Genomic DNA, 24137 nt, shown 5'->3' on the forward strand with positions numbered 1-24137 from the left:
CCGGACGCCGGGCTCGCCGGGCTACCGCTTCCTGCCGTGGACGAGCTCCGGATCGACGACGCCCCGCCGCTCCCGCCAGAACCTGCCGTCCCGTACCCGCCAGAAGCACATGATCAGTACGCCGACCACGGTGATCCCGATCCCGATCACCAGCGGTGGGCCGAGACCGAACCACGAGACCCCGCTGGCCGAGTTCTCCGGGTTCGACATGTCGTTGATCGACTCCTCCAGCAGCCAGGCCAGCAGGCCCGCGCCGATCAGCGGCCCGAGGCCGATGAGCAGGAAGTTGTGCAGGTTCTCCAGCAGGTGGCGGCGGTAGTAGACGGCACAGGCGACACCGGTCAGCGCGTAGTAGAAGGCGATGAGCAGGGAGAGCGCCGTCAGCGAGTCCAGGAGGGCGTTCTCGCTGATCTGGTTGACGACGAGGTACCAGGCGATGGCGATGGCGGCGACCCACCACGTGCTCACGTCCGGGGTCCGGAACCGCGGGTGGATGTGCGCCAGCGGATGCGGCAGCGCGTGCCGCCGGGCCATCGACAGGGCCGTCCGGGAGGCCGGGATGATCGTGGTCTGGGTGGAGGCGAGCGCGGAGGTGCAGACGGCCAGGAGCACCACCCAGTCCCAGCCGCCCATCACCTCGTGCGCGAGCACGGCGAAGATGGCCTCTTCCTCGCCCGCGTTCTCGGCGAGGAAGGCGGTTCCGGCGTAGCCGACGATGGCGAAGCCCACGGACAGGTACGTCACCAGCAGCACCACGGTCGACCAGATGCCGGCCTTGCCGGGCGCCGTGGCGGAGTTCTCCACCTCCTCGGTGAGGTTCACCGCGGACTCCCAGCCCCAGTAGATGAACACGCCGAGCAGCAGCCCGCCCGTGAGGGCGGCGCCGCCCGCGCCGAAGGGGTTGAGCCAGGTGAGGGACGGCTCGATGGAGTCGAGGGTGCTGGTGTCGGCGTAGATCCGGTAGATGGCGACCACCGCGAAGGCCAGGAGGAAGAAGACCTGGGCGAGGATCAGGATGTCCTGGAGGTGGGCCGACAGCTCGGTGCCGATGACGCAGATTGCGGTCATGGCGAGGATCACCACGACGGCGAGGGTCTGCCGGATCACCGGGTTGGCGGCCCAGCTGTCGAGGCCGGCGGCGAGCAGGCCGAAGTTGACGGCGACGTCGGCCAGCGAGCCGATGACCAGGACGCCGGTCATCGTGATCGCCCAGCCGCCGAGCCAGCCCGCCCAGGGGCCCATGGCCCGCGTCACCCAGGAGAACGTCGTCCCGCAGTCCTGGTCGACCTTGTTGAGGTAGTAGAAGGCGGCGGCGATCAGCAGCATCGGAACGAACGACGCCAGCATCACGCCCGGCGCGTAGATCCCGGCCAGCGCCACGATCGGCCCGATGACGGCGGCCAGCGAGTAGGCGGGCGAGGTGGAGTTCAGGCCGATGACGAGCGCATCGAGGAAGCCGATCGCGTTGTGCTTGAGCTCCGCGTCCGGGATCTCTGCACCCGCTGCGCCGCCGGCACTGTCCTGGGCCATACAGGCATCGTCACGCACCCGGCGGTGCTGCGCGAGGCGCGTGCGCTGTCCGGGGGGTGCGCGCGCTCCAGCAGGTACAGGTCGAGGCCGGAGGTGACACCCGCGCCGCTCACCGGGTCGCCGTCGTCCACGACGCGGGCGTCGGCCGCGACCGCGCCGGTGGTGTCCGGGAGGGCGGGGATCGTGCTCGCCGCCACGGGGCTGCGGGACGGACTGCGCGCCACCACGCACTGGGTGGCCGCCCCCTCCTGGCGGCCCGGTACCCGGAGATCGAGGTCGACGCTGGAGCCCCTGCTGCGCTGGATGGAGGACACGGCACATCACGAGCCGGCCCTCGACGAGATCGCCGCCGAGGCCGGGATGAGCGTACGCACGCTCAACCGGCGCTTGCGCGAGCAGACCGGCACCAGCCCCCACGCCTGCCGTCGCGCCTTCCGGGGCCAGGCCGCCGCCGTGCAGTGACCAGCGAGGGCCTCTTGCGCGTCCGCCGCCGAGCCGGTTTGGTGACCGGGTCCACCGCAGCTGCGAACGGGAAGGCGGCAGACGCATGGAGGAGACCCTCCAGACCGGCACGGGGGAGAGTGAGAACAGCACCCCGCGCAAGGCGAGTTGGCGCTACATCGGCCCCGGCATCGTCGTCGCCGCGACCGGCGTGGGTGCCGGCGACCTCGTGGCCACACTCATCGCCGGCAGCAAATTCGGCTACACGCTGCTGTGGGCGGCGGTGATCGGATGCCTGGTCAAGATCTCCCTCGCGGAGGCCGCCGGCCGCTGGCATCTCGCCACCGGCCGCACGCTGTTCGACGGCTGGCGCAGCCTCGGATCCTGGACCACGGTGTACTTCGCCGGGTACGTCGTCGTCTGGGGCTTCGTCTACGGTGCCGCGGCGATGTCCTCCAGCGCCCTCCCGCTCGCCGCGCTCTTCCCGGACACCATGGACCTGAAGGCCTGGGCCGTCCTGTGCGGCCTGGTGGGCCTGGTGTTCGTCTGGTTCAACCGGTACGCCGTCTTCGAGAAGGTCATGACGGTGCTGGTCGGCGTCATGTTCCTCGTCACCGTGTATCTCGCGATCCGTGTCACGCCACACCTCGGCGCCGCTTTCGCCGGCCTCGCGCCCGTCCTTCCGGACGGTTCGCTGATCTACACGCTCGGCCTCATCGGCGGTGTCGGCGGTACGATCACCCTGGCCGCATACGGCTACTGGGTCAACGCCAAGGGCTGGACCGACGCGGGCTGGATGAAGGTGATGCGCCTGGACAACCGGGTCGCCTACGTCACCACAGGAATCTTCGTCGTGGCCATGCTCTTCGTCGGTGCCGAGCTGCTGCACTCCTCCGGTGGGGCGATCGCGAAGGGCGACCGGGGGCTGCTCGACCTCACCGACATCCTCGCGGACCGCTACGGAACACCGACCGCCAAGCTCTTCCTGGTCGGCTTCTTCGCGACGTCCTTCACCTCTCTGATCGGCGTGTGGCACGGCGTGAGCCTGATGTTCGCCGACTTCGTGACGAAGTACCGCCCGTCCCTCGTCCCGGACGGGACGAGTCGCGAGAAGTCCCTGCCGTTCCGGGCCTACCTGTTCTGGCTGACCTTCCCGCCCATCAGCCTGCTCTTCCTCGACCAGCCGTTCGGGCTCGTCATCGTGTACGGGGTCATCGGCGCGTTCTTCATGCCGTTCCTGGCCCTCACCCTGCTGTGGCTGCTCAACAGCTCACGCACACCGGCCGGTTGGCGCAACGGCCTGCTGAGCAACGTGATGCTGGCGGCCGCCGGCCTGCTGTTCGTGCTGCTGTGCGTACAGCAGGTACGGGAACTGCCCTGGTAGCAGGCCGCCGCGGGGGCGGAGCCGGCAGGGGCGATCAGGAATGCGGGCCGGCCAACCGGTCGCCCAGCGGGCTGCGCCGGTACAGCACCTGCCGTCCGTCACGTGCCCGGGAGACCAGGCCCGTGGCGTGCAGGACGCGCAGGTGCTGGGACACGGCGCTCGGGGTGACCCGGAAACGGCGCGCGATCTCGATCGTCGGCAGCGGCTCGGTGAGGAGGCCGAGCAGCCGGGCTCTGGGCGCGCCGAGCAGCGCCACGAGAGCGGACGCGTCGGCCGTCGGCGCCGGGGCCCACATCGTCGCGACCCCACGGCTCGGGTACATCAGCAGCGGTGGCTCCTCGGGGCTGACCGGGGGTGCGGGCTTGTGGGCGAACACGGACGGCACGAGCAGCAGCCCCCGACCGGACGCGGCGACCCGGTGCCTGCTGATCATCTTGTCGATGTGCAGCACGCCGTCCTGCCAGCGCAGGTTCGGATGCATGCCGGCGAACAGCAGGCGGGCGCCGCCCATGGCCAACTGCCGGGCCCGGTAGGTCATGTCGGCTTCGAGCAGCAGCCGCATCTGCGGCCACATCGGCTTGACGGCGACCTCCCAGTACCGCTGCAGGAGGTCACAGATCGCATCGCGGAGTCCGAGGACCGGCGCATCGTCCGTCGCGGCGGCGTCGCGCAGGGCCTCGGGCAGCGGATCCGGTGCGTGGGCGGCCGACAGGTCGCGGCGCACCAGGTCCGGGGAGGCCTCGCGGACGACGGCCAGTTCCTCTTCGAAGGCGGGGGAGAAGCTCGTCGGCCGCGGCGTCAGGAAGTCGGGAAGGGTGAGCCGCCGCGCCACCAGGGACATCAGCAGGTCGGTGTCGAGCGCGTCGAGTCGGCCGAGGACGGACCTGCGCCAGGGGAGGTGCACCGCGGACAAGCCCGGGTCACGCAGCACCCGCAGGCTGAAGACGGTTTCGCTCAGGGGCGAGACCGCGAACCGGGTGTCCGCTAGGTCCTCGACGCCGAGCACGAAGCTGATCATTAAGCGCTACGCTACATCAATTGGCAGCGGGACGCGGGTGCCGTGGACTTCCGCACATGACACACACGACTCCTGCGCGGTGCACAGCCACGCCCGACGACGGGCCGGTGGACTGACATGAGCCGCCGGATGGTTCTGATCCTTTCCGTGACCTGCGCCGTCGCCGTCGGCAACCTCTACTTCCCGCAGGCGATCGTCCCGCTGATCGCCGCAGGACTGCACACCTCTCCCGACGCCGCCTCCATGGTGGTCACCGCCACTCAAGTCGGCTACACGGCAGGGATCTTCCTGCTGGTTCCGCTGGCCGACCGGCTCGCGCACCGCCCGTTCCTCGTCACCCTGCTCGCCCTCACCGGCCTGGGTCTTCTCGCCGCGGGTTGCGCACCGACCCTGGCGCTCCTCGTCGCCGCCAGTGGTCTCATCGGGGTCACCACCGTGGCCGCGCAGGTCATCGCCCCGCTGGCAGCCGGGCTCGTGGCCGCCGACCGCCGCGGCGCGGTGATGGGCACGTTGCTGAGCGGGTCCATAGGCGGAATGCTGCTGGCCCGCACGTTCAGCGGGACACTCGGCGAATGGCTGGGGTGGCGGGTCCCCTACCTGGTGGCCGGCATGGTCGTCCTGCTCCTGGCGGCCGTCCTGAGCTGCACGGTGCCGGCCACGGCCGGGGCCTCGCGCGAGCCGTACCGGACACTGCCGAGCGAGCCGCTGCGCCTGCTGCGTGCCGAGCCGGAGCTGCGCCGCTCCTGCATCTACCAGGCTTCGGTCTTCGCCGGGTTCTCCGCCGTGTGGACCTGCCTGGCGCTCCTTCTCACCGGCCCGGCCTACGGCTTGGGCAGCCCGGCGGTCGGGATGCTCGCCCTGGTCGGCGCGGCCACCATGCTCTGTACCCCGCTCGCCGGACGCCTGGTGGACCGCAGGGGCTCCGACCTGGTGAACCTCGTCTGCCTGCTCGGGGTGCTCCTCTCCGCCGTGGTGCTGGCCGCCGGCGCCTCGGGCGGCGTGGCGGGGCTGACCGCCCTGACGATCGGCACGCTCCTGCTCGACCTTGCGATGCAGTCCGGCATGGTCGCCAATCAGGCACGGGTCTTCGCCGTGCGCCCCGATGCCCGCGGCAGGCTGAACACCGCCTACATGACCTGTGTCTACCTGGGCGGCAGCGCGGGTTCCTGGCTCGGAGTACGCCTCTACGGCCGGGCCGGGTGGTGGGGCGTGTGCGTGCTCGTGGCCCTGCTCGCCGTACTGGCCCTGGCCCGCCACCTCGCGGCGCTCCCCGCGCCGAGGGGAATCAGCACCGCGAAGGTCGCCGCCGGCAGCCGCCGCAGGGCCGGCAGCTCCAGTGCGTACGGCAGCCCCGAGGACAGCACCGCGATCGCCAGTCCCAGCGCCGGTACGTCCGGCTGAAGCAGCGCGCCACCCGCGCGAACGGGTTCTGACTGGTGCCGCGTCAGGCAACGTTCGCCCCGTCGCGACGCCCGCCCACACCGGCTCGGTGCACGCGGGCTGGGTGTCGCTGCCGTTCATGGAGGCGAAGCCGGCGTTCCCGGGGGGAGGGCCGTCCCCGCGTCGGAGCAGGGGCCGGTTCCCGGCATCGGACCGTGGTCCGGCGCCGGGGCGGGCAGGAACGATTCACCGCATGGCGTCGGATCAGGAACTGGCGGCGATCTGGCGCTGCGCGAGGGCGTCGGAAGCCTTGGCCGTGATGTACAGCGACGCGGCGAGGGTGAGGACGAGCAGGGCGCCGACGGCGAAGATGCTGCCGGTTGCGACGGGCGCCGGGCTGCCCGCCTCGGTGCGGGCGGAGCCGGCGAGGAAGGGGACGATGCCCAGGACGGCGGCGCCGAGAGCGACCTCGGCGCAGACGACCTTCGGGAAGTGGCGCAGCGTCAGGTGCAGGAGGGAGGCTGAAGCATCGGCCTGACGGGCCTGGACGATGCGCGGCATCAGCCAGAGCTGGTTGAGGGCGCCGGCCGCGACCATCGCGAGCACCAGCAGGATCTTGACCAGGAGGAAGAGGCCGTAGGTCGTCGTCCAGAGCTGCCCCACGCTGCCCATGTGCTTCCAGGACAACCACAGGCCGGATATCAGCACTGCTGCGACGCTCACCAGGGCGACGAGACCGAACCGTCGCCAGATGTCCGCCCACAGCAGGCCGGCGTTCCCGCTCAGGCGGCGGCGGGTGCCGGTGAGGGCGAGGAGCAGCGCCAGTCCGCCGATCCACACCGTGCCGCTGATGATGTGGGCCTGGCCGAAGACGAGGTCGAGCCACTTCTCGGAGTTCTTGGGCGCGGTGGCCGGGATCGCTCCGACGAGTGTGATGGCCAGGGACAGCGGGAGTGCGGTCCGCGCGACGGCGTTGAGGTGACGGCGGCCGGCTGCGGTGAACAGCGAGATCAGGGCGGCGGCTGCGAGCACGAGGATGAGGTTCTGGGCGATGTAGATCGTGCCCTGGGCCACCCAGGCGCCCTTGGCCGCAGGTGCGTTCAGGAAGTCCCAGATCTGCCCAGGGGCGAGGGCTTCCCCGAAGGGCCTGCCCTTGCCGGCGCGTGCGACACGTCCGGCGAGCTGGAAGTAGCCCGCCACCAGCAGCACCACCCCGGCCCACGCCAGGTACACCGACGTCCGCCGCTGCAGGGCCACGACGTCGTCGGCCTCGCTCTCCGGCGCTCGCAGGCTGGGACGAACCGATGCTGCGTACGTGACGGTGGAGCCGATGGCGCCGCTCAGGCCGACGAAATAGCCGGTTTTGGTGAGGATCCGCCAGAGGGGAGGGGTGGTGTAGGCCGCAGCTGCTGCGAGGTCGGCATGAATCATGAGGTGAGGCTAACCTAAGTAAAGATGGTGTCAACATAAAGCCCAGGTAAAGATCGGTGACTCTCCCCTGACCCACCACCACACCCGCCCGTCGGCCCCCACTTTCCGGCCCTCGCCGCTTGGGCATGCCGGTTGACGAGGCACAACACAGGGTGGGCCGGGCGGGATGCGGTACTTCAGCGGGTCGGAGCCGCGTGAACAGGCAGGCCGACATCTGCGCGGTTTGCTCGCGCTGCTGGAGTCCATGGGCCGGTTCGTCCGGGTCGAACCTCGCCGCCGGAGCCGGCGGCAAGAACTGCCGGACGATTGCGGAGTAGGCGCGCGAGGCGAATCCGGACGGGACGCAGCACCTGCGCGAGTACGTGGCCGACAATGTGCACGACGATCAGGCGGCGCTCGTAGTGGACGCGGCCGGAGGCGTGAAGAAGGGCAGCCACGGCGTTGCCGTCCAACGGCGGTACTCTGCCTGAGCGCACTCGATCACGTGAGCATGAAGCCCCGGGGCGCGACCTCGTGTCACGGCAGCGAGCGTGTGAGCCATACCACTTCGCCGCTGTCCTCCGTGGATACGTGATCCCGCTCGAACCCGAGCTTCTCGAGGACACGGAACGACGGTGTGTTCCATGTGCCGACGGTCGCCCAGAGCCGTTTCCGCCCGGTCGCCAAAGCGGCATCGAGCACCGCGCCGGCCGCCTCGGTGGCGTAGCCACGCCCATACGCGCGCTGGAACAACTCATACGCGATTTCAGGTTCTTCTACGGTGGAGCGACCGATGATCAACCCGCAATAGCCGATGAAGTCGCCTTCGTCGCGGCGCTGGATGGGCAGCAGGGCGATCCCCGTTGTCGCCGTTGCGGTGAGCAGCTTCGCGATGGCCGTCCGGGTGTGGTCAACCGTGGGCGTCCCGTTGCCGCGTTCGGAGAGGAGGGCGCAGAACTCGGCGGCGTCCGACTCGGCCCACGGCCGCAGTATCAGCCGCTCGGTCTCAAGGTGGAACGACATGGTCTCGTACGTGGACATGCCCCTACTCTGCCCCACGGATCATCACGAACCACAGCTGGAGTATGAGGTTGTCCGACATGGGTGTGCGGGGGCGCTTGTATCGCTATGTCGGGCCGGCCGAGTTGAGGGCTCTGGTCCGCGTCGGAAGTGACGGCTGGGCCGTGGGCTCGCCCGGAAGGCTCGAGCAGTGGGTCTCGGGGCTGCCTGCGGCGGATCTGGCGGAGCCGTTCACCTTCGTCGTCGCCGCGGACGGCGTGCTGCGCCTCGCGCCGCGCCGTAGCGAGCATGTGGTGTGTGCGGGTGGCGAGGCTGTTTTCTGTGCGGGCGAGATGGGCCTGCGCGAGGAGTCGGGGCGGTGGGTGGTCGCTGAGGTCAGCAACCAGTCGACCGGCTACTGCCCCGATGTGGAGTCGTGGCCGGCCGTGGCCGATGCGCTCGACCGGGCGGGGATCGAGGGTCCGGCCGGATTCACACACGAGGTCGTGTTCCGCCGCTGCGCGTCCTGCCGGCAGTTGAACGTCGTGCGTGAGGGCGACTTCGTCTGCGTCTTCTGCGACGCGGACTTGCCGCGACGGTGGAACGTGGACGAGGGCTGACCGGACATCGTCCTCACCGGTTCGCCAGCGTCATGGCCTCGATGGCGTCGGCCGGCCCGCGACTGCGTGCCGCGGTCATGTCGGGCAGGAGCGGCCGCGGCGGCAAGGGCGGCCGGCCATCGGAACGTTGACTGTTTGCGCCCACTGCACCAGTGTGCCGGACCCGTGCCGGGCACTCGCCCCGTGCGGACCCGGTGCCGACCGTGCCGGTCAGGCGATCCGTTTGTGAAAGAAGCGTGAATCGATTCCGGCTTCAATGATTCAGGGGCCCGGTAGCGCAATCCGCGCATGCTGTCGACCGATTTTTTGATCCCCCTATATCTGCGATGCCCCATTTGTTCGACTTGTAGAATCGGGCGCCGACGATCATGATGAGTTTTGTAACGGATCTATGAATGGAATGTTTCCGGACGGGCGCCCTCAGGGGGTTTGTATGGTCGTCGATGTTCGTGAAGTGGCACGTGCCTACCTGCGCAGCACCGATATGGAGAGCGGGCGATTACATTCCGGATTCGAGGGTTCCGGTATTCCCGAGGGCCTGGTCCGGAAGATAGCCAACCGTTTCCATGAACAGCCGCACCGCCCCAACGATCCCGACGTACGCGCCCAGTACCTGCGGATGGCGGACGAGGCGAAGGCTCAGCTCGCCTGCATGGCCGAATGGGGAGTGAAGGTCCGCATGTACCGGCGCCCCGGGCAGCCGTACGGTACGTCCCAGGAGCTCTGCGAAGCCCTGGACGCGGGCGCGGACCTGTACGTCTACCCCACCGAGCACGGGCACGGGCCGGAGGGGTACAAGGACCCGGACAACCCGCTCCTGCTCCGGTCGGAGGTCGAGATCGACGGCGCCCGGGCCTTCCACAACGACGTCCTGCGGGCCACTCACGACTACTTCGGGCACTATCAGGTCCGCGCGCCGTTCAATCTCCGGGGCGAGCTCTCCGTGGCCTACGCGCACCTGAGGATGTTTTCCCCGGAAGTTCACGGAGCGGTCCTCAACGAGTTCGTCGGGCAGATTTCCTGGTTCTACTACGGACCGCACATTCTCCGGCCGGACGGTTCTGTTCCGCTCCGCGGTGACGACGACTGGATCTGCCCGTCGGAGCGCCCTTTCGCTGATCAGAAGGTCAATCTGATGCCTTCCGCATGGGTCGAGGAATTTTTTGAGTGGGGCCGCGCGCAGAGCGTCGCGCATCACACGGTGGAACATCGCAAGGAGTTGGTATGAGCCCGCGTCCGAGAATCCTCGACGGCGGTACGGCAACCGGTCTGCAAGCGGCCGGAATACCCATCGTCGAACCCTGGCTCACCAGTGCGGCACTGCGCGACGCCGCCGGTATGGACGCGCTGGAGGGCGTCCACGCCGAGTTCCTGCGTACCGGCAGCGACATCCTCACCGCCAACACCTTCCGCACCAACACCCGGGCGCTGTCCCGTATGGGCGTGGCCGAGCGGGAGCAGGCCGACTACGTCCACCGGGCCGTGGCCTGCGCCGTACGGGCCCGCCGGGCCGCCGGTGCACCGCACGCCCTCGTGGCCGCCTCGGTCGCCCCCGTGGAGGACTGCTACACCCCGGCCCTCACCCCGGACCAGGACTCCCTGCGCCGCGAACACCGGTGGATGGCCGCAGTCCTGACGGACTCGGAGGCCGATCTCGTCCTGGTCGAGACCCAGTGCACGCGCCGTGAGGCGGTGATCGCGGTCGAGGCCGCCGCCGAACGCGGGTTGACCGCATGGGTCAGCTTCGTCGTCACCGAGGACGCGACACTCCCCGACGGCGACGCGCTCCGGGACGCGGCACGGGCCTGCGTCGAGGCCGGCGCGAGCGCCGTATCCGCCAACTGTCTGCCGCACGCAGCCGTTCCGCGCGCCCTGGAACTGCTCTCCGGCCTCGGCGCGTCCGTGGGTGTCTACCCGAACCTGGAGGACCGTGCAGCGCTCGACGAGTGGGAGCACAGCGCGCATTCCCTGCCGCCGGCCCTGTCGCCCGCCGCGTTCGCCGACCTGACGTACGGCTGGGCCACGGAGTTCGGGCTGAGCTTCGTCGGCGGCTGCTGCGGAACCGCACCCGAGCACATCAGCGCGCTGGCCGCCAAGCGCCTTGCGGGGGCGGCCTCGTGACGTTCCTCGCGTGGGGCCCGCAGGATCGCCTCGACTACGCTTCCCCAGGTGGGGAGGCCCCTGCCCGCGGGGCGCGGTGGGGCCGAGTGCGTGAGGAAATGGGAGGGATGGCGTGGTGACGCTCAGGGAGTACGCCACCGTGGACGGCTTGTCCGCCGGGTACTGGAGCACCGATCCGGCGGACCCGAGAGCCTCGACCGCATGGCTCACCGCGAACCGGTGGCCCGAGGACGGCGTGCGCTTCCTGGCGGACACGGGAGCCGGTGCGGCCTGTGCGGTGCGCACCCAGGATGACCACATCGGCTTCCCCCGGATGAACTGCACCGACATCGCTGCCGGTACGGGCCGTGACGTGACCCAGCCCGAGGCGGACCTGAAGGAGGCCCGGGCCGAGGGGCTGCGTCAGCTGAACGTCTGCGCCCTCGGGTACGGACCGTCCGTATTCCCCGCGAGCCTCCCCAACGGCGCGGGCCACGACGGGGCCGAGGGCTCACGTTCCGCCGGCCCCGCCTTCGATGCGGACGCCTTGGTGACATCGCTCGAGGAACACGCAGGCAGCCAGGGCCGGCTGCTCACCTTCCTCCACCTGGAAGAGACCAACCCGGTGCTGCCGGTCCTGCGGGAGCGCGGCTGGCACGTCGGCGTCACCGACCGGTACTTCCTGATCGAGGACATCGGAGCGGACGAAGCCGGCTACCTCGCCCGCTTCCCGGCGGACCGCCGCCGCCAGTTGCGGCGCGAGCTCGCGTCCCTGGATTCCGCCGGCGCGACCGCCGAGATCCACCGGGGCGACACGGTGACCGACACGATCCAGCAGGAGGTCGCGTGGCTGGAGGCGTGCGCGGACGAGAAGCACGGCATCCCCGGCGACCCGGCCCGCCTGCTGCGCGTGAACGAGCGGCTGCGCACAGCCTTCGGCCGCCGTTACGCCGTGGCGCTGGTCCGCGACCGTGATGGCCGCGCCGTCGCGAGCGCCACCCTGGTGCTGGGCACCCGTGACGTCCTCCTGCGCATGGTCGGGCTCGGGCCCGGCAGCGAGGAGATCGGCGCGTACTTCCACGTCGCCTACCACCTGCCCATGCGGCTGGCCCGCAGTAGGGGATGCTCCCGGGTGCTGCTCGGCACCGGCACCGGCACCCCCAAACTCCGCCGGGGGGCCGTCGCACAGCCGCTGCTGAGCGCCGTACCGCCTGCCGCCACCGCGCACGGCGCACTGCTGCGTCGTACGGACGCCGCCTTCACCGCTCGCCCGTGACCGTCCGTGACCGCACGGGCCGTCCGCCGTCCGCCCGCTCTCTCCCCACTTGCTCACTCCTGAAGGATTTAGGTCGCCTTGAACACACGTCCCACCGTCCTCGTCATCGGCATCGGACCGCTGCGTGAACGATTCTTCGCAGCGGCGGAGCGCAGGGGTGTCGACACGATCCTCGTGGACGAGACCGCCTACTCCCGCTACGACCGGCTGGCCACCGAGAACTACGCCTGGCGTCTGACGGACCACCAGGACCCGGGTCCCGACCTGCATCTGCTGGATTCGCTCGCCGGCCGGGTGGACGGCGTGCTGGCCCTGACCGACTGGGGAACCCGGGTCGCCGCCCGGCTCGCGAAGGAGTGGGGCCTGCCCGGCGCCGGCGTGGCCGTGGCCGAGGACCTGGCCCACAAGGGCGACGTACGCCGCCGGCTCGCCGGCACCGGGGTGGAGCTGCCCTTCGTCCTGACCTCGGACGCGGGAGAGGCCGCGGAACTCCTGCGTTCGGCGCCGTCCGGCGAGGTCATCGTCAAACCCGTCGACGGCGCGGCCAGCCTCGGCATCCGCCGCGTGTCCGACCCGGCGGACCTCGCCGACGCGATCTCGGCCGTCATGAACACGACCGGTCAGCCGCAGGCCCTCGTCGAGCACTTCGTCCCGGGGCCCGAAGTGTCCCTGGAAGCCGTCGTGTCGGGCGGGCGCACCCTGTTCGTGGGCGTCACCGAGAAGACCTGCACCGCGCCGCCTTCGTTCGTCGAGACCCGGCACGTGATCGATCCCGCTGTCCAGGCCGAACTCGGCCCCTCCGCAACCCGTTTCGTCGAGAACGTCGTGGCGGCGCTGGACATCGACAACGCCGTGCTGCACCTGGAGGCCAAGTACGACGGAGACCGCTGGCACCTGATCGAGGCGGCCTTCCGACCGGCCGGCGGACTGATCAGCGACGTGCTGCTGCGCGCCACCGGGCTGGACCTGTACGACGCCGCGCTCTCGGTCGCCCTCGGCTCGGAGGACCCCGCACGCCCCCGTACGGCCCGCACCCCGCAGGTGGCGGCGGTGGAGTTCGTGGCGGCCACCGGCACCATCGCGGATGCCCCCACGATGGCGGGCGTCCGCGACGGGCTGCCGCTCGTCTCGCACGCCGAGCGCCTGCTGCCGCCCGGTACGACCCTGGGCAGCGTGGACGCCAACTGGTGGCGGTCCGGCTACGTCCTGGGCAGCGGGCCGGACCGCGGCGACCTGCTCATGCAGCTCTCCGAGGCGAACTCCCGACTGCTCGACGTCCTCGGCCTGACGCGGATGCCGGACGCGTGAGCGGGCCGGGGGAGGGGCCGCTGCCCCGGCTCTTCGTATCGGCGATGATCGTCGACGCGGTGGGCTCGGGGATGTTCATGCCGTTCGCGCTGCTGTACTTCGTACGCGTGCAGGACTTGGGCGTCGGGACCGTCGGCACCGCGCTCACGGTGGCCAACCTCGCGCTGATTGCGGCCAGTGCGCCCCTGGGGCGCCTGGTGCAGACGTACGGCTCGATGCGCTCGCTCATCGCCGGCAACGCCGTGCGCGCCCCGCTGTTCGTCCTCTACGCGGTGGCCCTGCCCGCCCCCGTGGCCGTGGGCGCGCTGGTCCTGTCCGCCGTACTGGACAAGGCGGTGTGGGTCTCGCTCGGCGCCACGATCGCAGGGCTGGCGCGCGGCCCCCGGGCGCGGCGGGCGTTCAGCACCGTCGGCTGGGCCCGGAACATCGGGCTGTGTCTGGGGTCCCTGGTCGGCGGCGTCCTGGCGTCGGCGCAGAGCGCGACCGGCCTTCGGGTGATCGTGCTGGTCAACGCGGCCAGCTTCGCCGTCACCACGGTGGTGCTGCTGCGGCTGCGCGGACAGGCGGGCGCTGCGGCCCCGGCCGCCCGGAAGGACATGGAGCGGGATACGGCCGGCGGCGGAGCCCTGCGGGTGCTGCGCCTGCCGGGCTTCGCGCTGCTGAGCGCCGCCAAGACCTGTTTCACGGTGTGCGCCACCGTCGTGTCGATGTTCACCGGCCTGTACCTCGTGGACCACGCGGGGCTGGACGGCTGGGCGGCGGGTACCGTGCTGGCCGTGAACGGCGGCCTCGTCGTGCTGTTCCAGCAGTCGCTGGTCAAGCGCACCGCGGACCGCCCCGCCCCGCGGATGATGCTCTTCGGCGGCGCCCTGTACGCCGCGTCCGGCCTCGGCTTCGCGCTGATCGCCCCGCTGCAGGACGCGGTGCTGCCGGCGGTCACCGTCGCCGTCGCCCTGGTCGCGATGACGGTCTACACGCTCGGAGAGATCGTGATCGCCCCGGCCAGTGACGGCTACGCCGCGGACCTCGCGGAACCGGGTACCGAGGCCACCTGCATGTCGGTCTACCAGTCGTCCTGGTCCCTCGCCTCGGTGGTCGTTCCGGTCGCCGGATCCTGGCTGCTCGTCGCCTCGGCCTCCGCGTTCTGGATCGCCTTCGCGGCCGTGGCCCTGCTGGGCACCCTCCTCAGTGCCCTCCTCGCCCGCACCCGGGCCCCGGTGACGGCGCCGGCCTGACCGGCCGGGGAGGGGGAACACGCACAGCGCCCCGGGAGGCGGCCGCAAAGGCCGTCCCGGGGCGCTGTCGTTCACACCTGCCGGCGGATCGTTTCGCCTGGGTCAGTTCGTCTGGTACACACCGAAGATGTCGACCACGAGGTCGATGTTGTCCCAGCCGCGGTTCCAGAAGTCCACGATGCCGTTGTTGCCCATGCCCGCCTGGACCAGATTCGGGACGGTGTTGCCCTTCTTCCAGTTCAGGTTGGAGGAGTTGGGCGGCGTCGGCCAGATCTCCCAGCCGTTGTCGTAGTCGTACAGGCTGTTCGGGTCCGGGGACACCGTGAGGTAACCGTCGCCCCGGGGGTTGGTGACCGTGGTGTTCAGCACGTACGCCGTGTTGCTCGGGCGCGTGGTGGACAGCGGCATGTAGATGTAGCCCTGGCCCTCCAGCTGGCCGTACGGCCAGTCCGCGGGGTCACGGGTGTCGAGCAGTCGCTCCGGCAGGAACGGCAGGTAGGCGCCCTGGCTGTCCTGGCTGTAGTAGCCGACCACGTCGACGATGACGTCGGTGCCCTTCCAGGCGCCGTTGCGGACCTTGATCGAGCCGTCGGGACCCACCGGCACGATGACCGAGTTGGCGACGGTCTGGCCACCGCGGAAGTTCAGGTTGGACGTGGTCGGGACCGACCCGCCGCTCGGGAAGACCGTCAGGTGGCCGTCCTCGCGCGGGTTGGTGACGGTCACGTTCAGCGCGACGGCCGTGGCGCCGGACGGGATGCCGCCCTTGCCGGTGATCTGGACGCCGATGGCGCCCTGGCCGGCGACCTGTCCGAGGCCCTCGCGGGTGTCGAGGAACCGCGAGGGGGTCAGCGGGGTGTAGCCGCTGGACGAGGTGCGGGTGAAGTAGCCGGTGATGTCGGCGATCAGGTCGACCGACTCCCAGCCGCCGTTGTACAGGTCGACGTAGCCGTTCTTGTTGACCGGCACGATCACCAGGTTCGGGACGGTCTGACCGGCCGAGAAGTTGACGTTCGACGTGGTCGGACGGTCGCTGCCCTCGGGGTAGACCGTGACGTGGCCGCCGCTGGTGGTGTTGGTGGCGGTGACGTTCAGCACCACGGCCGTGACACCCGCGGGGATCGCGCCGTTGCTGGAGATCTTGACCCGGGTGGTGCCGTACGCGGGGACCTTGCCCTGCTCCGTACCGATGCCGCTGCGGGTGTCCAGCAGACGGGTGGGTGCGTAAGGGGTGAAGTCGGAGCCGGGCGTCACGACCTGCAGCTGGTTGACGGCCCGCTCGCCCGAACCGTCCGACAGGGTGACCTTGATGGTGTACGAGCCGATCTCCGGGTAGGAGTGCGTCTCCGTCGAGTTGGTCGGCCCGTTGGCGCCGAACGTCACGCTGGTGCCGTCACCCCAGGCGACGTTGACCGAGAGCGCGGTGCCCGGGTCGCTCGCGACGGCGACGTCCAGGCTGATCCCGCGCGCGCTGATGCCCTTGGCGGTCATGCCGACCGTCGGCTCCGACGCGGTGGTGCCCTCCGCCTGCGGGGAGGCAGCGCCCTTGCCGTTGGTCTTGGCGGCGGACGAGGTCTGGACCGTCTGCTCGGCAGGGCTCTTGAAGGTGGTGAAGTTCGACGCCGCGGCCTTGTTCAGGTCCACGTCGGGCACGGTCACCCCGTGCGTGCCCGCGGTGCCCGGCGTGGCCGGCCCGGCCTGGGCCACCCCCGGTATGAGACCCACACTCGCTGCCACGACGGCAGCGGACATTACGAGTCGGCGATTGCGCACCGGCCCCCCATTTCCGTTTACGCTTGAACAGGTTCGAAAGCTCGCTCAGAGTACACAGCCGCAGAGCCTTGATCACGGGGGTGGCCCTGTTTGACCGCAGCGAATCCACGAGGCCCGTCGGGGCCCGGTGGACAATCGGGGCGAGGCGGTACCAGGCGGGCGGGCGAGCGGGAAGCCGGCCTCGTGGAGGAGGCTACCGGAGCGTCTGCTCGGTCCAGATGGTCTTGCCGATGGCGGTGTACCGGGTGCCCCAGGCCTGGGCGAGCTCGGCGATGATGAACAGCCCGCGGCCGCCCTCGTCGACGACACCGGCGTGGCGCAGGTGCGGAGCCGACTGGCTGCTGTCACGTACCTCGCAGGTGAGGGCGCGGTCGTTGATGACGCGCAGCTCCAGCGGCGGGTTTCCGTAACGGACGGCGTTGGTGACGAGCTCGCTGACGATGAGCTCGGTGTCGAAGGCCGTCTCCTCCTCCACGTTCCAGGCGGCGAGCCGTCCGCGGACCAGGCGTCTGGCGGTGGCGGCGGCCGTCGGGGCGTCCGGGAGCTGCCAGACGGCCACCCGGTCGGCGGGGAAGGAGCGCGTACGGGCGAGCAGCAGCGCGGTGGGGCCGGCTTGGGGACCGCCCGCGAACGCGTACAGGATGTCGTCGCGCAGGTCCTCCAGGGAGCGGTCGGCCTGCGCGAGCAGGCCCCGGAAGACGTCCGGGTCGGCGGGCGGCTCCAGGGTCGGGATCGGCGTGTCGGAGAGGATCAGGAGACAGCCCTCCGGGATCTCGAAGGCCGTCGCGGCAAAGGGCGTTCCCTCGGCGCTCCCCAACCGGGACCCGGACGGTACGTCACGGAACTCGGTACTTCCGTCCGGGTGGACGACGACGAGACTCGCGGACCCGGCTCCCGCGACCGTGCAGATCCGGGTCAGCGGGTCGTAGACGGCATACGTGCAGCGCGCGGCGAAGGCCTGGCGGTGCACCGGGTCGGCGGTCGGCAGGGCCGCGCGCTCGGCTGCCAGGAACGTCGCCGTGTCGTTCAGCCGGGCGAGGAGCTCGTCGGGTTCCAGGTCGAACGCGGCCAGGGAGCGGACCACCGTGCGCAGCTGCCCCATGACGGCCGCGGAGTGGACGCCTTGGCCGACGACGCCGCCCACGACCAGTGCCGTACGGGCTCCGGACAGGGGGACGGTGTCGTACCACTGCACTCCGCTGTCGGAAGGCAGGAGCAGATACGCCGTCTCCAGCGCCGTGTGGGAGGCCGGGCGGTGGGGGAGCAGCTGCCGCTGGACGGTCGCGGCGATGGTGTGCTCGCGTGTGTAGCGGCGGGCGTTGTCGATGCACAGTGCCGTGTGGTCGGCCAGCTGGAGCACGAGAGCGACATCGTGTTCGTCGTACGGATCGGGCTGCTGCGTCCGGTACAGGCTGATCAGGCCCAGCACGGTGTCCCGTACCGCCAGCGGAGCCGTGATGAGGTGATGCGCCCCTGCTGCGCGGATCGCTTCGGCGCGGTCCGGATCCGCGGCGAGCCACGGGAGGTCGCCGTCCAGGGCGACCGCGCGCGGCCGCAGGTCGGAGAGGGCCTGTGTGTAGGGCGTGGGGGCGGGCAGGGCGCGTACGTCGCCCAGCGGATGCGCCTGTGGCCCGTCGGCGCCACCGCCACCCCTCTCGCCGGCGATGCTGCTGCGGAACGCGGCGCGGCGCAGCGGAACCTGGCGCGGGAGGGGAGCGAGCGGGGGCTCGTCGCCCCGCAGTACGGCGTCCACCACCTCCACGACCGCGACGTCGGCCACCCGCGGCACCACGACGTCCACGAGTTCCTGGCAGGTGGCCATCACGTCGAGCGTTCGCCCCACTTGCTCGCGGGCGATACGGAGCACCTCCGCGCGGGCACGCCCCTTCTCCCGCTCGGTGACCTCGACCACGGCCACGGCGAGGCCGAGCACCTCCCCGGACGGCGACTCGAGGCGGAAGACGGAGACCTCGTAGAAGTGCTCCGTGTCGGGATCGGTCAGGCGGTGCGCCCGCAGGAGATGCCCCACCACGGCCACACCGCTGTCCAGCACTCCACGAGCGAGGTCCATGGCCTCGTCTGGGTCGACAACCCTGTAGACCTCGTCGAAACGGTGCCCGACGACGTCCTCCACGTGCACGCCCTGCATGGCGGGCGTGGCGGTGTTGATGCGTACGATGCGCAGCTCGGTGTCCAGCAGGTGCAAGCCCACGGGGGACTGGCTGAACAGGGCGTCCAGCATCGCAGCCTCCGGCCCGTTCAGATGTGCGGTCGACTCGCTTCGGGCCACCTGAAACACCCCTCTCTCACGCTTGTTCACGGGCCAGGGGATCGGTGATGCCGCCGGGGCAGGCTTGGCGCTCGATGTCCCAGCCGGCCAGGCCGGCTGCGGTCCGGTACAGGGACTCGTAGAAATCGAGGACGGTCTCCCGGGGGTTCGCGCTGCCCCGGACCTCGTCGTAGTCCAGCGTGGCCAGGCGGCTGACGCCCCGCTCGACCCAGCGCGCGGCCGCCGGGCGCAGCGGATGCCGGGTCAGGCCGTCCGGCTCCGGCGCGGCGTACGCGTAGAAGGCCGGCCGGGGGGAGGCGTCGTCGCCGAACCAGAAGCCGGAGCTGATGACCTCGCGCGAGTAGGCCTCACGGGTCACGGGGTCGACACTCGCCCCCAGCTCGACGAAGCGGTCGGAGTACCGGGTGACCGCGATGTCGTAGGAATGCCAGAAGAGGTGCACCGGGCTGATCTTCCCGGAGAAGCCGGAAGCGAACTCCTCCAGGACGAGGCCGACCTGGCTGAGCACCCGCCAGTGGCGGTTGACCCAGAACGGATCGTAGGAAACATGCTCCGTGTCCTCGGCGAACGGCCGCTGTGTGCCGGGCAGGCCGTACGGGCGGGGGTGCGCGACGGTCACTGCCACGCCGACCCTGTCCAGAGCGGTGAGCACCTCACGGTAGAACGACGACACGGACTGACCGGCGAGCGGGAAGGAAGCGGTCGAGCCGTCGAGACACGACACGTTCAACTGGTGGTCGACGAAATCGAAGTCCATCGTGAAGACCGGATTGCCGTCGATCCCGCCCATCGGGCGGGTCGTCACACCCCGGCCAGTGACATGGAACGGGACATTCCACCAGTGGTTGCGCCGCACACTGCTCGCCAGCCGGATCTTGCCGACGATCTGGGTGAACCGGTGCAGTGTCTCCTTGGAGTCTCGCCACTCCGACAGCGGAATTGCAGGGAACAGGTCCACTGAGCATCCTCAGCTCGTTGCGCTACGCCTCGCGGCCCGGACACCGACATCTTCACCCCGCCGCAAGGCAAATTCCCGGCACGGCGTACGGCGCGCGGAGGCGTTACGCCGAAGTCGGCCGGTCCGGGGTGGCCTGATCTGCGAGGTCGATGACGGCCCGGAGGGCGGTCGAGGCGTCGAGAAGGGCACGGGAGCGCGTCTCGACGCTCGCCTCCCGGGCCGCCAGTGCCGCCTCCACGGTCTTCCCTCCGTGCCCGCTCCGCAGATGCGGCATCAGCGTGCGGAGCGGATCGATGCGGTACCCGGCGCTGCGGAGCTGGTGGATGATTCTGGCATCGCGGACCTGCGCCGGTGAGTAGCGCCGGGTTCCCCGTCCGGAGAGCCGGTCGGGGATGACGAGCCCCTCCGCGTCCCAGTGCCGCAGGGTCGAGGCGCGTACCCCGAGGGCCGCCGCGAGCTCGGCCACGCCCATCGCGTCCGCCGGGCGCACGTCGGCGATCGGCTCGGCCGAGATCGCCCCGGCGGCCTCCTTGGCGAGCCCCAGATCCGTACGCTCCCGGTCGAGCCTGGCGTGCACCGCGTCGAGCAGCGCGAGCAGCCGAGCGATCGGGCCCTCGTGAGCGGCGCGCACGATCCCCTTGGCCTCCACCGGGCCCGTACCGGCCGCGAGGGCCCGGTAGGCCAGCGCGGAGTTCAGGTGGACCTCTCCGTAGACCCGGTAGCCCGCAGTGGTGCGCGCCGCGGGCGGCAGCACGCCGTCGCGCTCGAGGTTGCGGATCTGCTGGACCGAGTAGCCGGCCCGCCGCGCGACATCGACCGTCCGCATGACCGGAGATTTGAGGGTTGGCACCGATCTCTCCTCCATGCTGCGGCCGAAGTCTCCACAAGCACTTTAATGAAACGCTTGCGGACATGACCATCGACGAGATCATCGACTTCGTGGGCGCCCTCGAGGGAGTCCTGGCCGTCAGGCCCGGCCCCGGCGACGGGTCGCCCGAGATCAGCTGGGGCGACACGTTCTTCTACCACTCGCCCGACGGCGCCGTCCCGACGGCGGCCCAGCCCTTTGCGACGATCGTGACGAAGGACTATCCGGGCGACGCATCGTCGCGCCTGGACCCGCCCGGCACGTTCCGTGTCAACGTCGCCGCCGGGAGGGAGGAGTTCATCCGCTGGACGGGCCGTGCGCCGCGCGATCCGGCCACCGACCACGACCCCGGTGCCACGGACACCGTGATGGCGCACCCCGTCCACGGTTCTCTCGGCTGGCTCGCCGTGGTGAATCCGGGCGGGCGCACGGATGCGGCCCTGCGTGAACTGCTGCGCCACGCGCACCACCTGGCGCGTGCGCGCCATGAGCGGCGCACGGGCGCGGTGACCGGGAACCGCGGCCCGCAGGGGTGAAAGAGAAGAGGACGCCCGGGTCGGCCGGCCGGTGAGGGCCGACCGACCCGGACGCCACGATCAGACCAGGTCGAACCGGTCGAGGTTCATCACCTTGTCCCACGCGGCGACGAAGTCCTTCACGAACTTCTCCTTCGCGTCATCGCTCGCGTAGACCTCGGCGAGCGCACGCAGCTCGGAGTTCGATCCGAAGACCAGGTCGGCCCGGGTTCCGGTCCACTTGACCTCGCCCGTGGTGGCATCGCGGCCCTCGAACGTGTTCGCGTCCTGGGACGTCGCGGTCCACGTGGTGCCCAGGTCGAGCAGGTTGGCGAAGAAGTCGTTGGTCAGCGATTCGGGGGTCGTGGTGAGCACGCCGAGCGACGATTGCTGGTGGTTCGCGCCCAGGACACGGAGCCCACCGACGAGGACCGTCATCTCGGGGGCGCTGAGCGTCAGCAGGTTCGCCCGGTCGATCAGCAGGTACTCGGCCGGCAGCCGGCTGCCCTTCCCCAGGTAGTTGCGGAAGCCGTCGGCGACCGGCTCGAGCGCCGCGAACGCATCCACGTCGGTCTGCTCCTGCACGGCGTCCGCGCGGCCCGGGGTGAAGGGGACCTCCACGTCGAAGCCGGCGTTCTTCGCGGCCTGCTCGACGCCCGCACCACCGGCGAGCACGATCAGGTCGGCGAGCGAGACCTGCTTGTCGCCGGCCTGGGCCGAGTTGAAGGACTGCCGGACGCCCTCCAGGGTGCGCAGCACCGTCGTCAGCTGGTCGGGCTCGTTGACCTCCCAACCGCTCTGCGGCTGGAGGCGGATGCGTGCGCCGTTGGCGCCGCCGCGCTTGTCGCTGCCGCGGAAGGAGGAGGCCGACGCCCACGCGGTGGAGACGAGCTGCGACACCGACAGGTCCGAGGCGAGGATCTTGCTCTTGAGGGAGGCGATGTCCTCGGCGTCGACGAGCGCGTGCGTCACGGCCGGGAGGGGGTCCTGCCACAGCAGCGTCTCGGACGGGACCTCCGGGCCGAGGTAGCGCACGATCGGGCCCATGTCGCGGTGGGTCAGCTTGAACCACGCGCGCGCGAAGGCGTCCGCGAACTCCGCGGGGTTCTCCAGGAAGCGCCGCGAGATCGGCTCGTACGCCGGGTCGAGGCGGAGCGAGAGGTCCGTCGTCAGCATCGTCGGGGCGTGGCTCTTCGACGCGTCGTGGGCGTCGGGGACGGTGCCCGCTCCGGCGCCCGCCTTCGGCCGCCACTGGTTGGCACCGGCGGGGCTCTCGAACAGCTCCCACTCGTAGCCGAAGAGGATCTCGAAGAAGCTGTTGTCCCAGGTCACCGGGGTGTTGGTCCAGATGCCCTCGAGGCCGCTGGTGATCGCATCGGCGCCCTTGCCGGTGCCGAAGCTGTTGCTCCAGCCAAGGCCCTGCTGCTCGATCGCAGCGCCCTCGGGGTCGGCGCCGACGTTGTCCGCGGGGCCCGCGCCGTGGGTCTTGCCGAAGGTGTGGCCGCCCGCGATCAGGGCGACCGTCTCCTCGTCGTTCATCGCCATCCGGCGGAACGTCTCGCGGATGTCGCGGGCCGCGGCGAGCGGGTCGGGGTTGCCGTTCGGACCTTCCGGGTTGACGTATATGAGGCCCATCTGGACCGCGCCGAGGGGGTTCTCCAGCTCACGGTCGCCGGTGTAGCGCTCGTCGCCGAGCCAGGTGGTCTCGGGACCCCAGTACACGTCCTCGTCGGGCTCCCAGACGTCCGCGCGGCCGCCGGCGAAGCCGAAGGTCTCGAAGCCCATCTGCTCCAGGGCCACGTTGCCGGTGAGGATCATGAGGTCGGCCCAGGAGAGGCTCTGGCCGTACTTCTTCTTGACGGGCCACAGCAGGCGACGGGCCTTGTCCAGGTTGCCGTTGTCCGGCCAGCTGTTGAGGGGGGCGAAGCGCTGCTGTCCCGCCCCGGCGCCGCCGCGGCCGTCGCTGATCCGGTAGGTGCCGGCGCTGTGCCAGGCCATCCGGATCATGAACGGGCCGTAGTGGCCGAAGTCGGCGGGCCACCAGTCCTGCGACATGGTCAGCACCTGCGCGATGTCCTGCTTCACCGCGGGGAGGTCGAGGGTCTTGAACGCTTCGGCGTAGTCGAACTCCTCGCCGAGGGGGTTGGCCACGGCGGGGTTCTTGGCGAGGATCTTGAGGTTGAGCCGCTCGGGCCACCACTGGCGGTTTCCACCGCCTTGCGTCGGGTGTGCGGCGCGCTCGTGCGCGACAGGGCACCCACCTCCACCCTCCTTCTTCGCGTCTACGGCGTTTGCATCATGGTTCTCAGACATGGGAATCCTTCCAAACCGGGCGGATCGCGCTGCTAAGGAAGTGCGGGTGGCGGAAGCGTCGTACGGGCGCGGCTGTCGTGAGGGTTGGCTGCCGACCGAACCGATCCTACGATGGACACAATCCAAGTCAAGAAGCACACCAAACCCATAACCAATAGGGATCCGGACCGTTCTCCAAACTCCGGGTGTCCCACCGAACCTGAATGGGTGAACCGACATGAGTGACCTGCTGGAACGACTGCGTGGGCGTGGCTGGCGGATGACTTCCCAGCGGCGTGTCGTTGCGGAGGTACTCGACGGGGACCACGTGCACCTGACGGCCGACGAGGTGCATGCCCGCGCGGTGGAGCGGCTGCCGGAGATCTCGCGCGCCACGGTCTACAACGCGCTGGGTGAACTGGTCGCCCTCGGTGAGGTGGTGGAGCTGTCCACGGACGGCCGCGCGAAGCGCTACGACCCCAATGCGCACCACCCGCACCACCACCTGGTGTGCTCCCGCTGCGGCACCATCCGCGACGTCCACCCGACGGGCGATCCCCTGACAGGCCTCCCGCCGGAGGAACGCTTCGGCTTCACGGTGTCCAAGGCCGAGGTCACCTACCGCGGCCTGTGCCCTTCTTGCGCCTGAGCGGTCTCGGGGAAGTGGGGTGCGTTTCCGCGTCGTGCGGTGCGGTGGATCGCACGGCGGAGCGGCGCCCCCGTACCGGGCGTACTCGGGT

General features: G+C 70.5%; 19 protein-coding genes and 3 pseudogenes. 12 read left to right on the plus strand and 10 right to left on the minus strand.

What is annotated here, in order from left to right:
* Positions 1 to 21: 21 nt before the first annotated feature.
* On the minus strand, positions 22 to 1530 hold the full coding sequence (locus AB0M76_RS40010; RefSeq protein ID WP_365957667.1) for an APC family permease: 1509 nt from the start codon (positions 1528 to 1530) through the stop codon (positions 22 to 24).
* Between the two features lie 62 nt (positions 1531 to 1592).
* A pseudogene (locus tag AB0M76_RS40015) lies at positions 1593 to 1670 on the minus strand (DJ-1/PfpI family protein); the annotation flags it as partial.
* A 43-nt stretch (positions 1671 to 1713) separates the two neighbouring features.
* On the opposite strand from AB0M76_RS40015, the pseudogene AB0M76_RS40020 reads away from it, so the two are divergent.
* Together AB0M76_RS40020 and AB0M76_RS40025 are read left to right on the plus strand one after the other, a co-directional pair.
* Positions 1714 to 1944, plus strand: a pseudogene (locus AB0M76_RS40020) (hypothetical protein); the annotation flags it as partial.
* Positions 1945 to 2077: 133 nt separating this feature from the next.
* A complete protein-coding gene (locus AB0M76_RS40025) occupies positions 2078 to 3355 on the plus strand; it encodes an Nramp family divalent metal transporter (RefSeq protein ID WP_365957668.1) in 1278 nt (425 codons plus the stop codon).
* A 34-nt stretch (positions 3356 to 3389) separates the two neighbouring features.
* Here AB0M76_RS40025 and AB0M76_RS40030 read toward each other — a convergent pair whose 3' ends face one another.
* Positions 3390 to 4373: an ArsR family transcriptional regulator gene (locus AB0M76_RS40030; RefSeq protein WP_365957669.1), complete on the minus strand. Its 984-nt coding sequence runs from the start codon at positions 4371 to 4373 to the stop codon at positions 3390 to 3392.
* Between the two features lie 129 nt (positions 4374 to 4502).
* Here AB0M76_RS40030 and AB0M76_RS40035 point away from each other — a divergent pair, with 129 nt between their 5' ends.
* Complete coding sequence (locus AB0M76_RS40035; protein WP_365957670.1) at positions 4503 to 5774, plus strand: MFS transporter; 1272 nt, start codon at positions 4503 to 4505, stop codon at positions 5772 to 5774.
* 243 nt (positions 5775 to 6017) lie between these two features.
* Here AB0M76_RS40035 and AB0M76_RS40040 read toward each other — a convergent pair whose 3' ends face one another.
* The gene (locus tag AB0M76_RS40040; protein ID WP_365957671.1) at positions 6018 to 7184 is read right to left on the minus strand and encodes a CopD family protein; all 1167 of its coding nucleotides are present in this window, start codon (positions 7182 to 7184) and stop codon (positions 6018 to 6020) included.
* A gap of 244 nt (positions 7185 to 7428) precedes the next feature.
* Here AB0M76_RS40040 and AB0M76_RS40045 point away from each other — a divergent pair.
* Positions 7429 to 7648 (plus strand): annotated as a pseudogene (locus AB0M76_RS40045) (IS701 family transposase); the annotation flags it as partial.
* Positions 7649 to 7700: 52 nt separating this feature from the next.
* On the opposite strand, the gene AB0M76_RS40050 reads toward AB0M76_RS40045, so the two are convergent.
* On the minus strand, positions 7701 to 8204 hold the full coding sequence (locus AB0M76_RS40050; RefSeq protein ID WP_365957672.1) for a GNAT family N-acetyltransferase: 504 nt from the start codon (positions 8202 to 8204) through the stop codon (positions 7701 to 7703).
* A gap of 59 nt (positions 8205 to 8263) precedes the next feature.
* Here AB0M76_RS40050 and AB0M76_RS40055 point away from each other — a divergent pair, with 59 nt between their 5' ends.
* The 6 genes from AB0M76_RS40055 to AB0M76_RS40080 all read left to right on the plus strand — a co-directional run bounded on the left by AB0M76_RS40055 (position 8264) and on the right by AB0M76_RS40080 (position 14701).
* Positions 8264 to 8782: a hypothetical protein gene (locus tag AB0M76_RS40055; protein ID WP_365957687.1), complete on the plus strand. Its 519-nt coding sequence runs from the start codon at positions 8264 to 8266 to the stop codon at positions 8780 to 8782.
* Positions 8783 to 9236: 454 nt separating this feature from the next.
* Entirely contained in the window at positions 9237 to 10010 is a 774-nt protein-coding gene (locus tag AB0M76_RS40060) for a hypothetical protein (RefSeq protein ID WP_365957673.1), read from the plus strand.
* Positions 10007 to 10903, plus strand: a complete 897-nt coding sequence (locus tag AB0M76_RS40065) for a homocysteine S-methyltransferase family protein (protein WP_365957674.1) — start codon at positions 10007 to 10009, stop codon at positions 10901 to 10903. The genes AB0M76_RS40060 and AB0M76_RS40065 overlap by 4 nt, the downstream gene beginning before the upstream one ends.
* Positions 10904 to 11015: 112 nt before the next feature.
* The gene (locus AB0M76_RS40070; RefSeq protein ID WP_365957676.1) at positions 11016 to 12158 is read left to right on the plus strand and encodes a peptidogalycan biosysnthesis protein; all 1143 of its coding nucleotides are present in this window, start codon (positions 11016 to 11018) and stop codon (positions 12156 to 12158) included.
* Positions 12159 to 12236: 78 nt separating this feature from the next.
* Complete coding sequence (locus tag AB0M76_RS40075; protein ID WP_365957677.1) at positions 12237 to 13466, plus strand: ATP-grasp domain-containing protein; 1230 nt, start codon at positions 12237 to 12239, stop codon at positions 13464 to 13466.
* Complete coding sequence (locus AB0M76_RS40080; protein ID WP_365957678.1) at positions 13463 to 14701, plus strand: MFS transporter; 1239 nt, start codon at positions 13463 to 13465, stop codon at positions 14699 to 14701. Before AB0M76_RS40075 ends, AB0M76_RS40080 begins: the two co-directional genes overlap by 4 nt.
* A gap of 102 nt (positions 14702 to 14803) precedes the next feature.
* Here the strand turns inward: AB0M76_RS40080 and AB0M76_RS40085 are convergent, their stop codons facing one another.
* From AB0M76_RS40085 to AB0M76_RS40100, 4 genes are all read right to left on the minus strand, one after another.
* Complete coding sequence (locus AB0M76_RS40085) at positions 14804 to 16438, minus strand: hypothetical protein (RefSeq protein ID WP_365957679.1); 1635 nt, start codon at positions 16436 to 16438, stop codon at positions 14804 to 14806.
* 229 nt (positions 16439 to 16667) lie between these two features.
* Positions 16668 to 18716: a SpoIIE family protein phosphatase gene (locus tag AB0M76_RS40090; protein WP_365957680.1), complete on the minus strand. Its 2049-nt coding sequence runs from the start codon at positions 18714 to 18716 to the stop codon at positions 16668 to 16670.
* A gap of 64 nt (positions 18717 to 18780) precedes the next feature.
* On the minus strand, positions 18781 to 19722 hold the full coding sequence (locus AB0M76_RS40095; protein WP_365957681.1) for a DUF5996 family protein: 942 nt from the start codon (positions 19720 to 19722) through the stop codon (positions 18781 to 18783).
* Positions 19723 to 19825: 103 nt separating this feature from the next.
* Complete coding sequence (locus AB0M76_RS40100) at positions 19826 to 20548, minus strand: MerR family transcriptional regulator (protein ID WP_365957682.1); 723 nt, start codon at positions 20546 to 20548, stop codon at positions 19826 to 19828.
* Positions 20549 to 20634: 86 nt separating this feature from the next.
* On the opposite strand from AB0M76_RS40100, the gene AB0M76_RS40105 reads away from it, so the two are divergent.
* Entirely contained in the window at positions 20635 to 21126 is a 492-nt protein-coding gene (locus AB0M76_RS40105; protein ID WP_365957683.1) for a DUF6194 family protein, read from the plus strand.
* A 60-nt stretch (positions 21127 to 21186) separates the two neighbouring features.
* On the opposite strand, the gene katG is transcribed toward AB0M76_RS40105, so the two are convergent.
* Positions 21187 to 23418: a catalase/peroxidase HPI gene (katG, locus tag AB0M76_RS40110; RefSeq protein WP_365957684.1), complete on the minus strand. Its 2232-nt coding sequence runs from the start codon at positions 23416 to 23418 to the stop codon at positions 21187 to 21189.
* 217 nt (positions 23419 to 23635) lie between these two features.
* Here katG and AB0M76_RS40115 point away from each other — a divergent pair, with 217 nt between their 5' ends.
* A complete protein-coding gene (locus AB0M76_RS40115) occupies positions 23636 to 24046 on the plus strand; it encodes a Fur family transcriptional regulator (protein ID WP_030293449.1) in 411 nt (136 codons plus the stop codon).
* Positions 24047 to 24137 lie beyond the last annotated feature (91 nt).

Origin of the sequence: Streptomyces sp. NPDC051364 (genome assembly GCF_040682115.1) — a bacterium.
GTDB lineage: Bacteria > Actinomycetota > Actinomycetes > Streptomycetales > Streptomycetaceae > Streptomyces.

Excerpts from the sequence above, each read along its gene's own strand:
- AB0M76_RS40010 (WP_365957667.1), bottom strand. The coding sequence starts at position 1,530 with ATGGCCCAGGACAGTGCCGGCGGCGCAGCGGGTGCAGAGATCCCGGAC.
- AB0M76_RS40025 (WP_365957668.1), top strand. The coding sequence starts at position 2,078 with ATGGAGGAGACCCTCCAGACCGGCACGGGGGAGAGTGAGAACAGCACC.
- AB0M76_RS40030 (WP_365957669.1), bottom strand. The coding sequence starts at position 4,373 with ATGATCAGCTTCGTGCTCGGCGTCGAGGACCTAGCGGACACCCGGTTC.
- AB0M76_RS40035 (WP_365957670.1), top strand. The coding sequence starts at position 4,503 with ATGGTTCTGATCCTTTCCGTGACCTGCGCCGTCGCCGTCGGCAACCTC.
- AB0M76_RS40040 (WP_365957671.1), bottom strand. The coding sequence starts at position 7,184 with ATGATTCATGCCGACCTCGCAGCAGCTGCGGCCTACACCACCCCTCCC.
- AB0M76_RS40050 (WP_365957672.1), bottom strand. The coding sequence starts at position 8,204 with ATGTCCACGTACGAGACCATGTCGTTCCACCTTGAGACCGAGCGGCTG.
- AB0M76_RS40055 (WP_365957687.1), top strand. The coding sequence starts at position 8,264 with ATGGGTGTGCGGGGGCGCTTGTATCGCTATGTCGGGCCGGCCGAGTTG.
- AB0M76_RS40065 (WP_365957674.1), top strand. The coding sequence starts at position 10,007 with ATGAGCCCGCGTCCGAGAATCCTCGACGGCGGTACGGCAACCGGTCTG.
- AB0M76_RS40090 (WP_365957680.1), bottom strand. The coding sequence starts at position 18,716 with ATGCTGGACGCCCTGTTCAGCCAGTCCCCCGTGGGCTTGCACCTGCTG.
- AB0M76_RS40100 (WP_365957682.1), bottom strand. The coding sequence starts at position 20,548 with ATGCGGACGGTCGATGTCGCGCGGCGGGCCGGCTACTCGGTCCAGCAG.
- AB0M76_RS40105 (WP_365957683.1), top strand. The coding sequence starts at position 20,635 with ATGACCATCGACGAGATCATCGACTTCGTGGGCGCCCTCGAGGGAGTC.
- katG (WP_365957684.1), bottom strand. The coding sequence starts at position 23,418 with ATGTCTGAGAACCATGATGCAAACGCCGTAGACGCGAAGAAGGAGGGT.
- AB0M76_RS40115 (WP_030293449.1), top strand. The coding sequence starts at position 23,636 with ATGAGTGACCTGCTGGAACGACTGCGTGGGCGTGGCTGGCGGATGACT.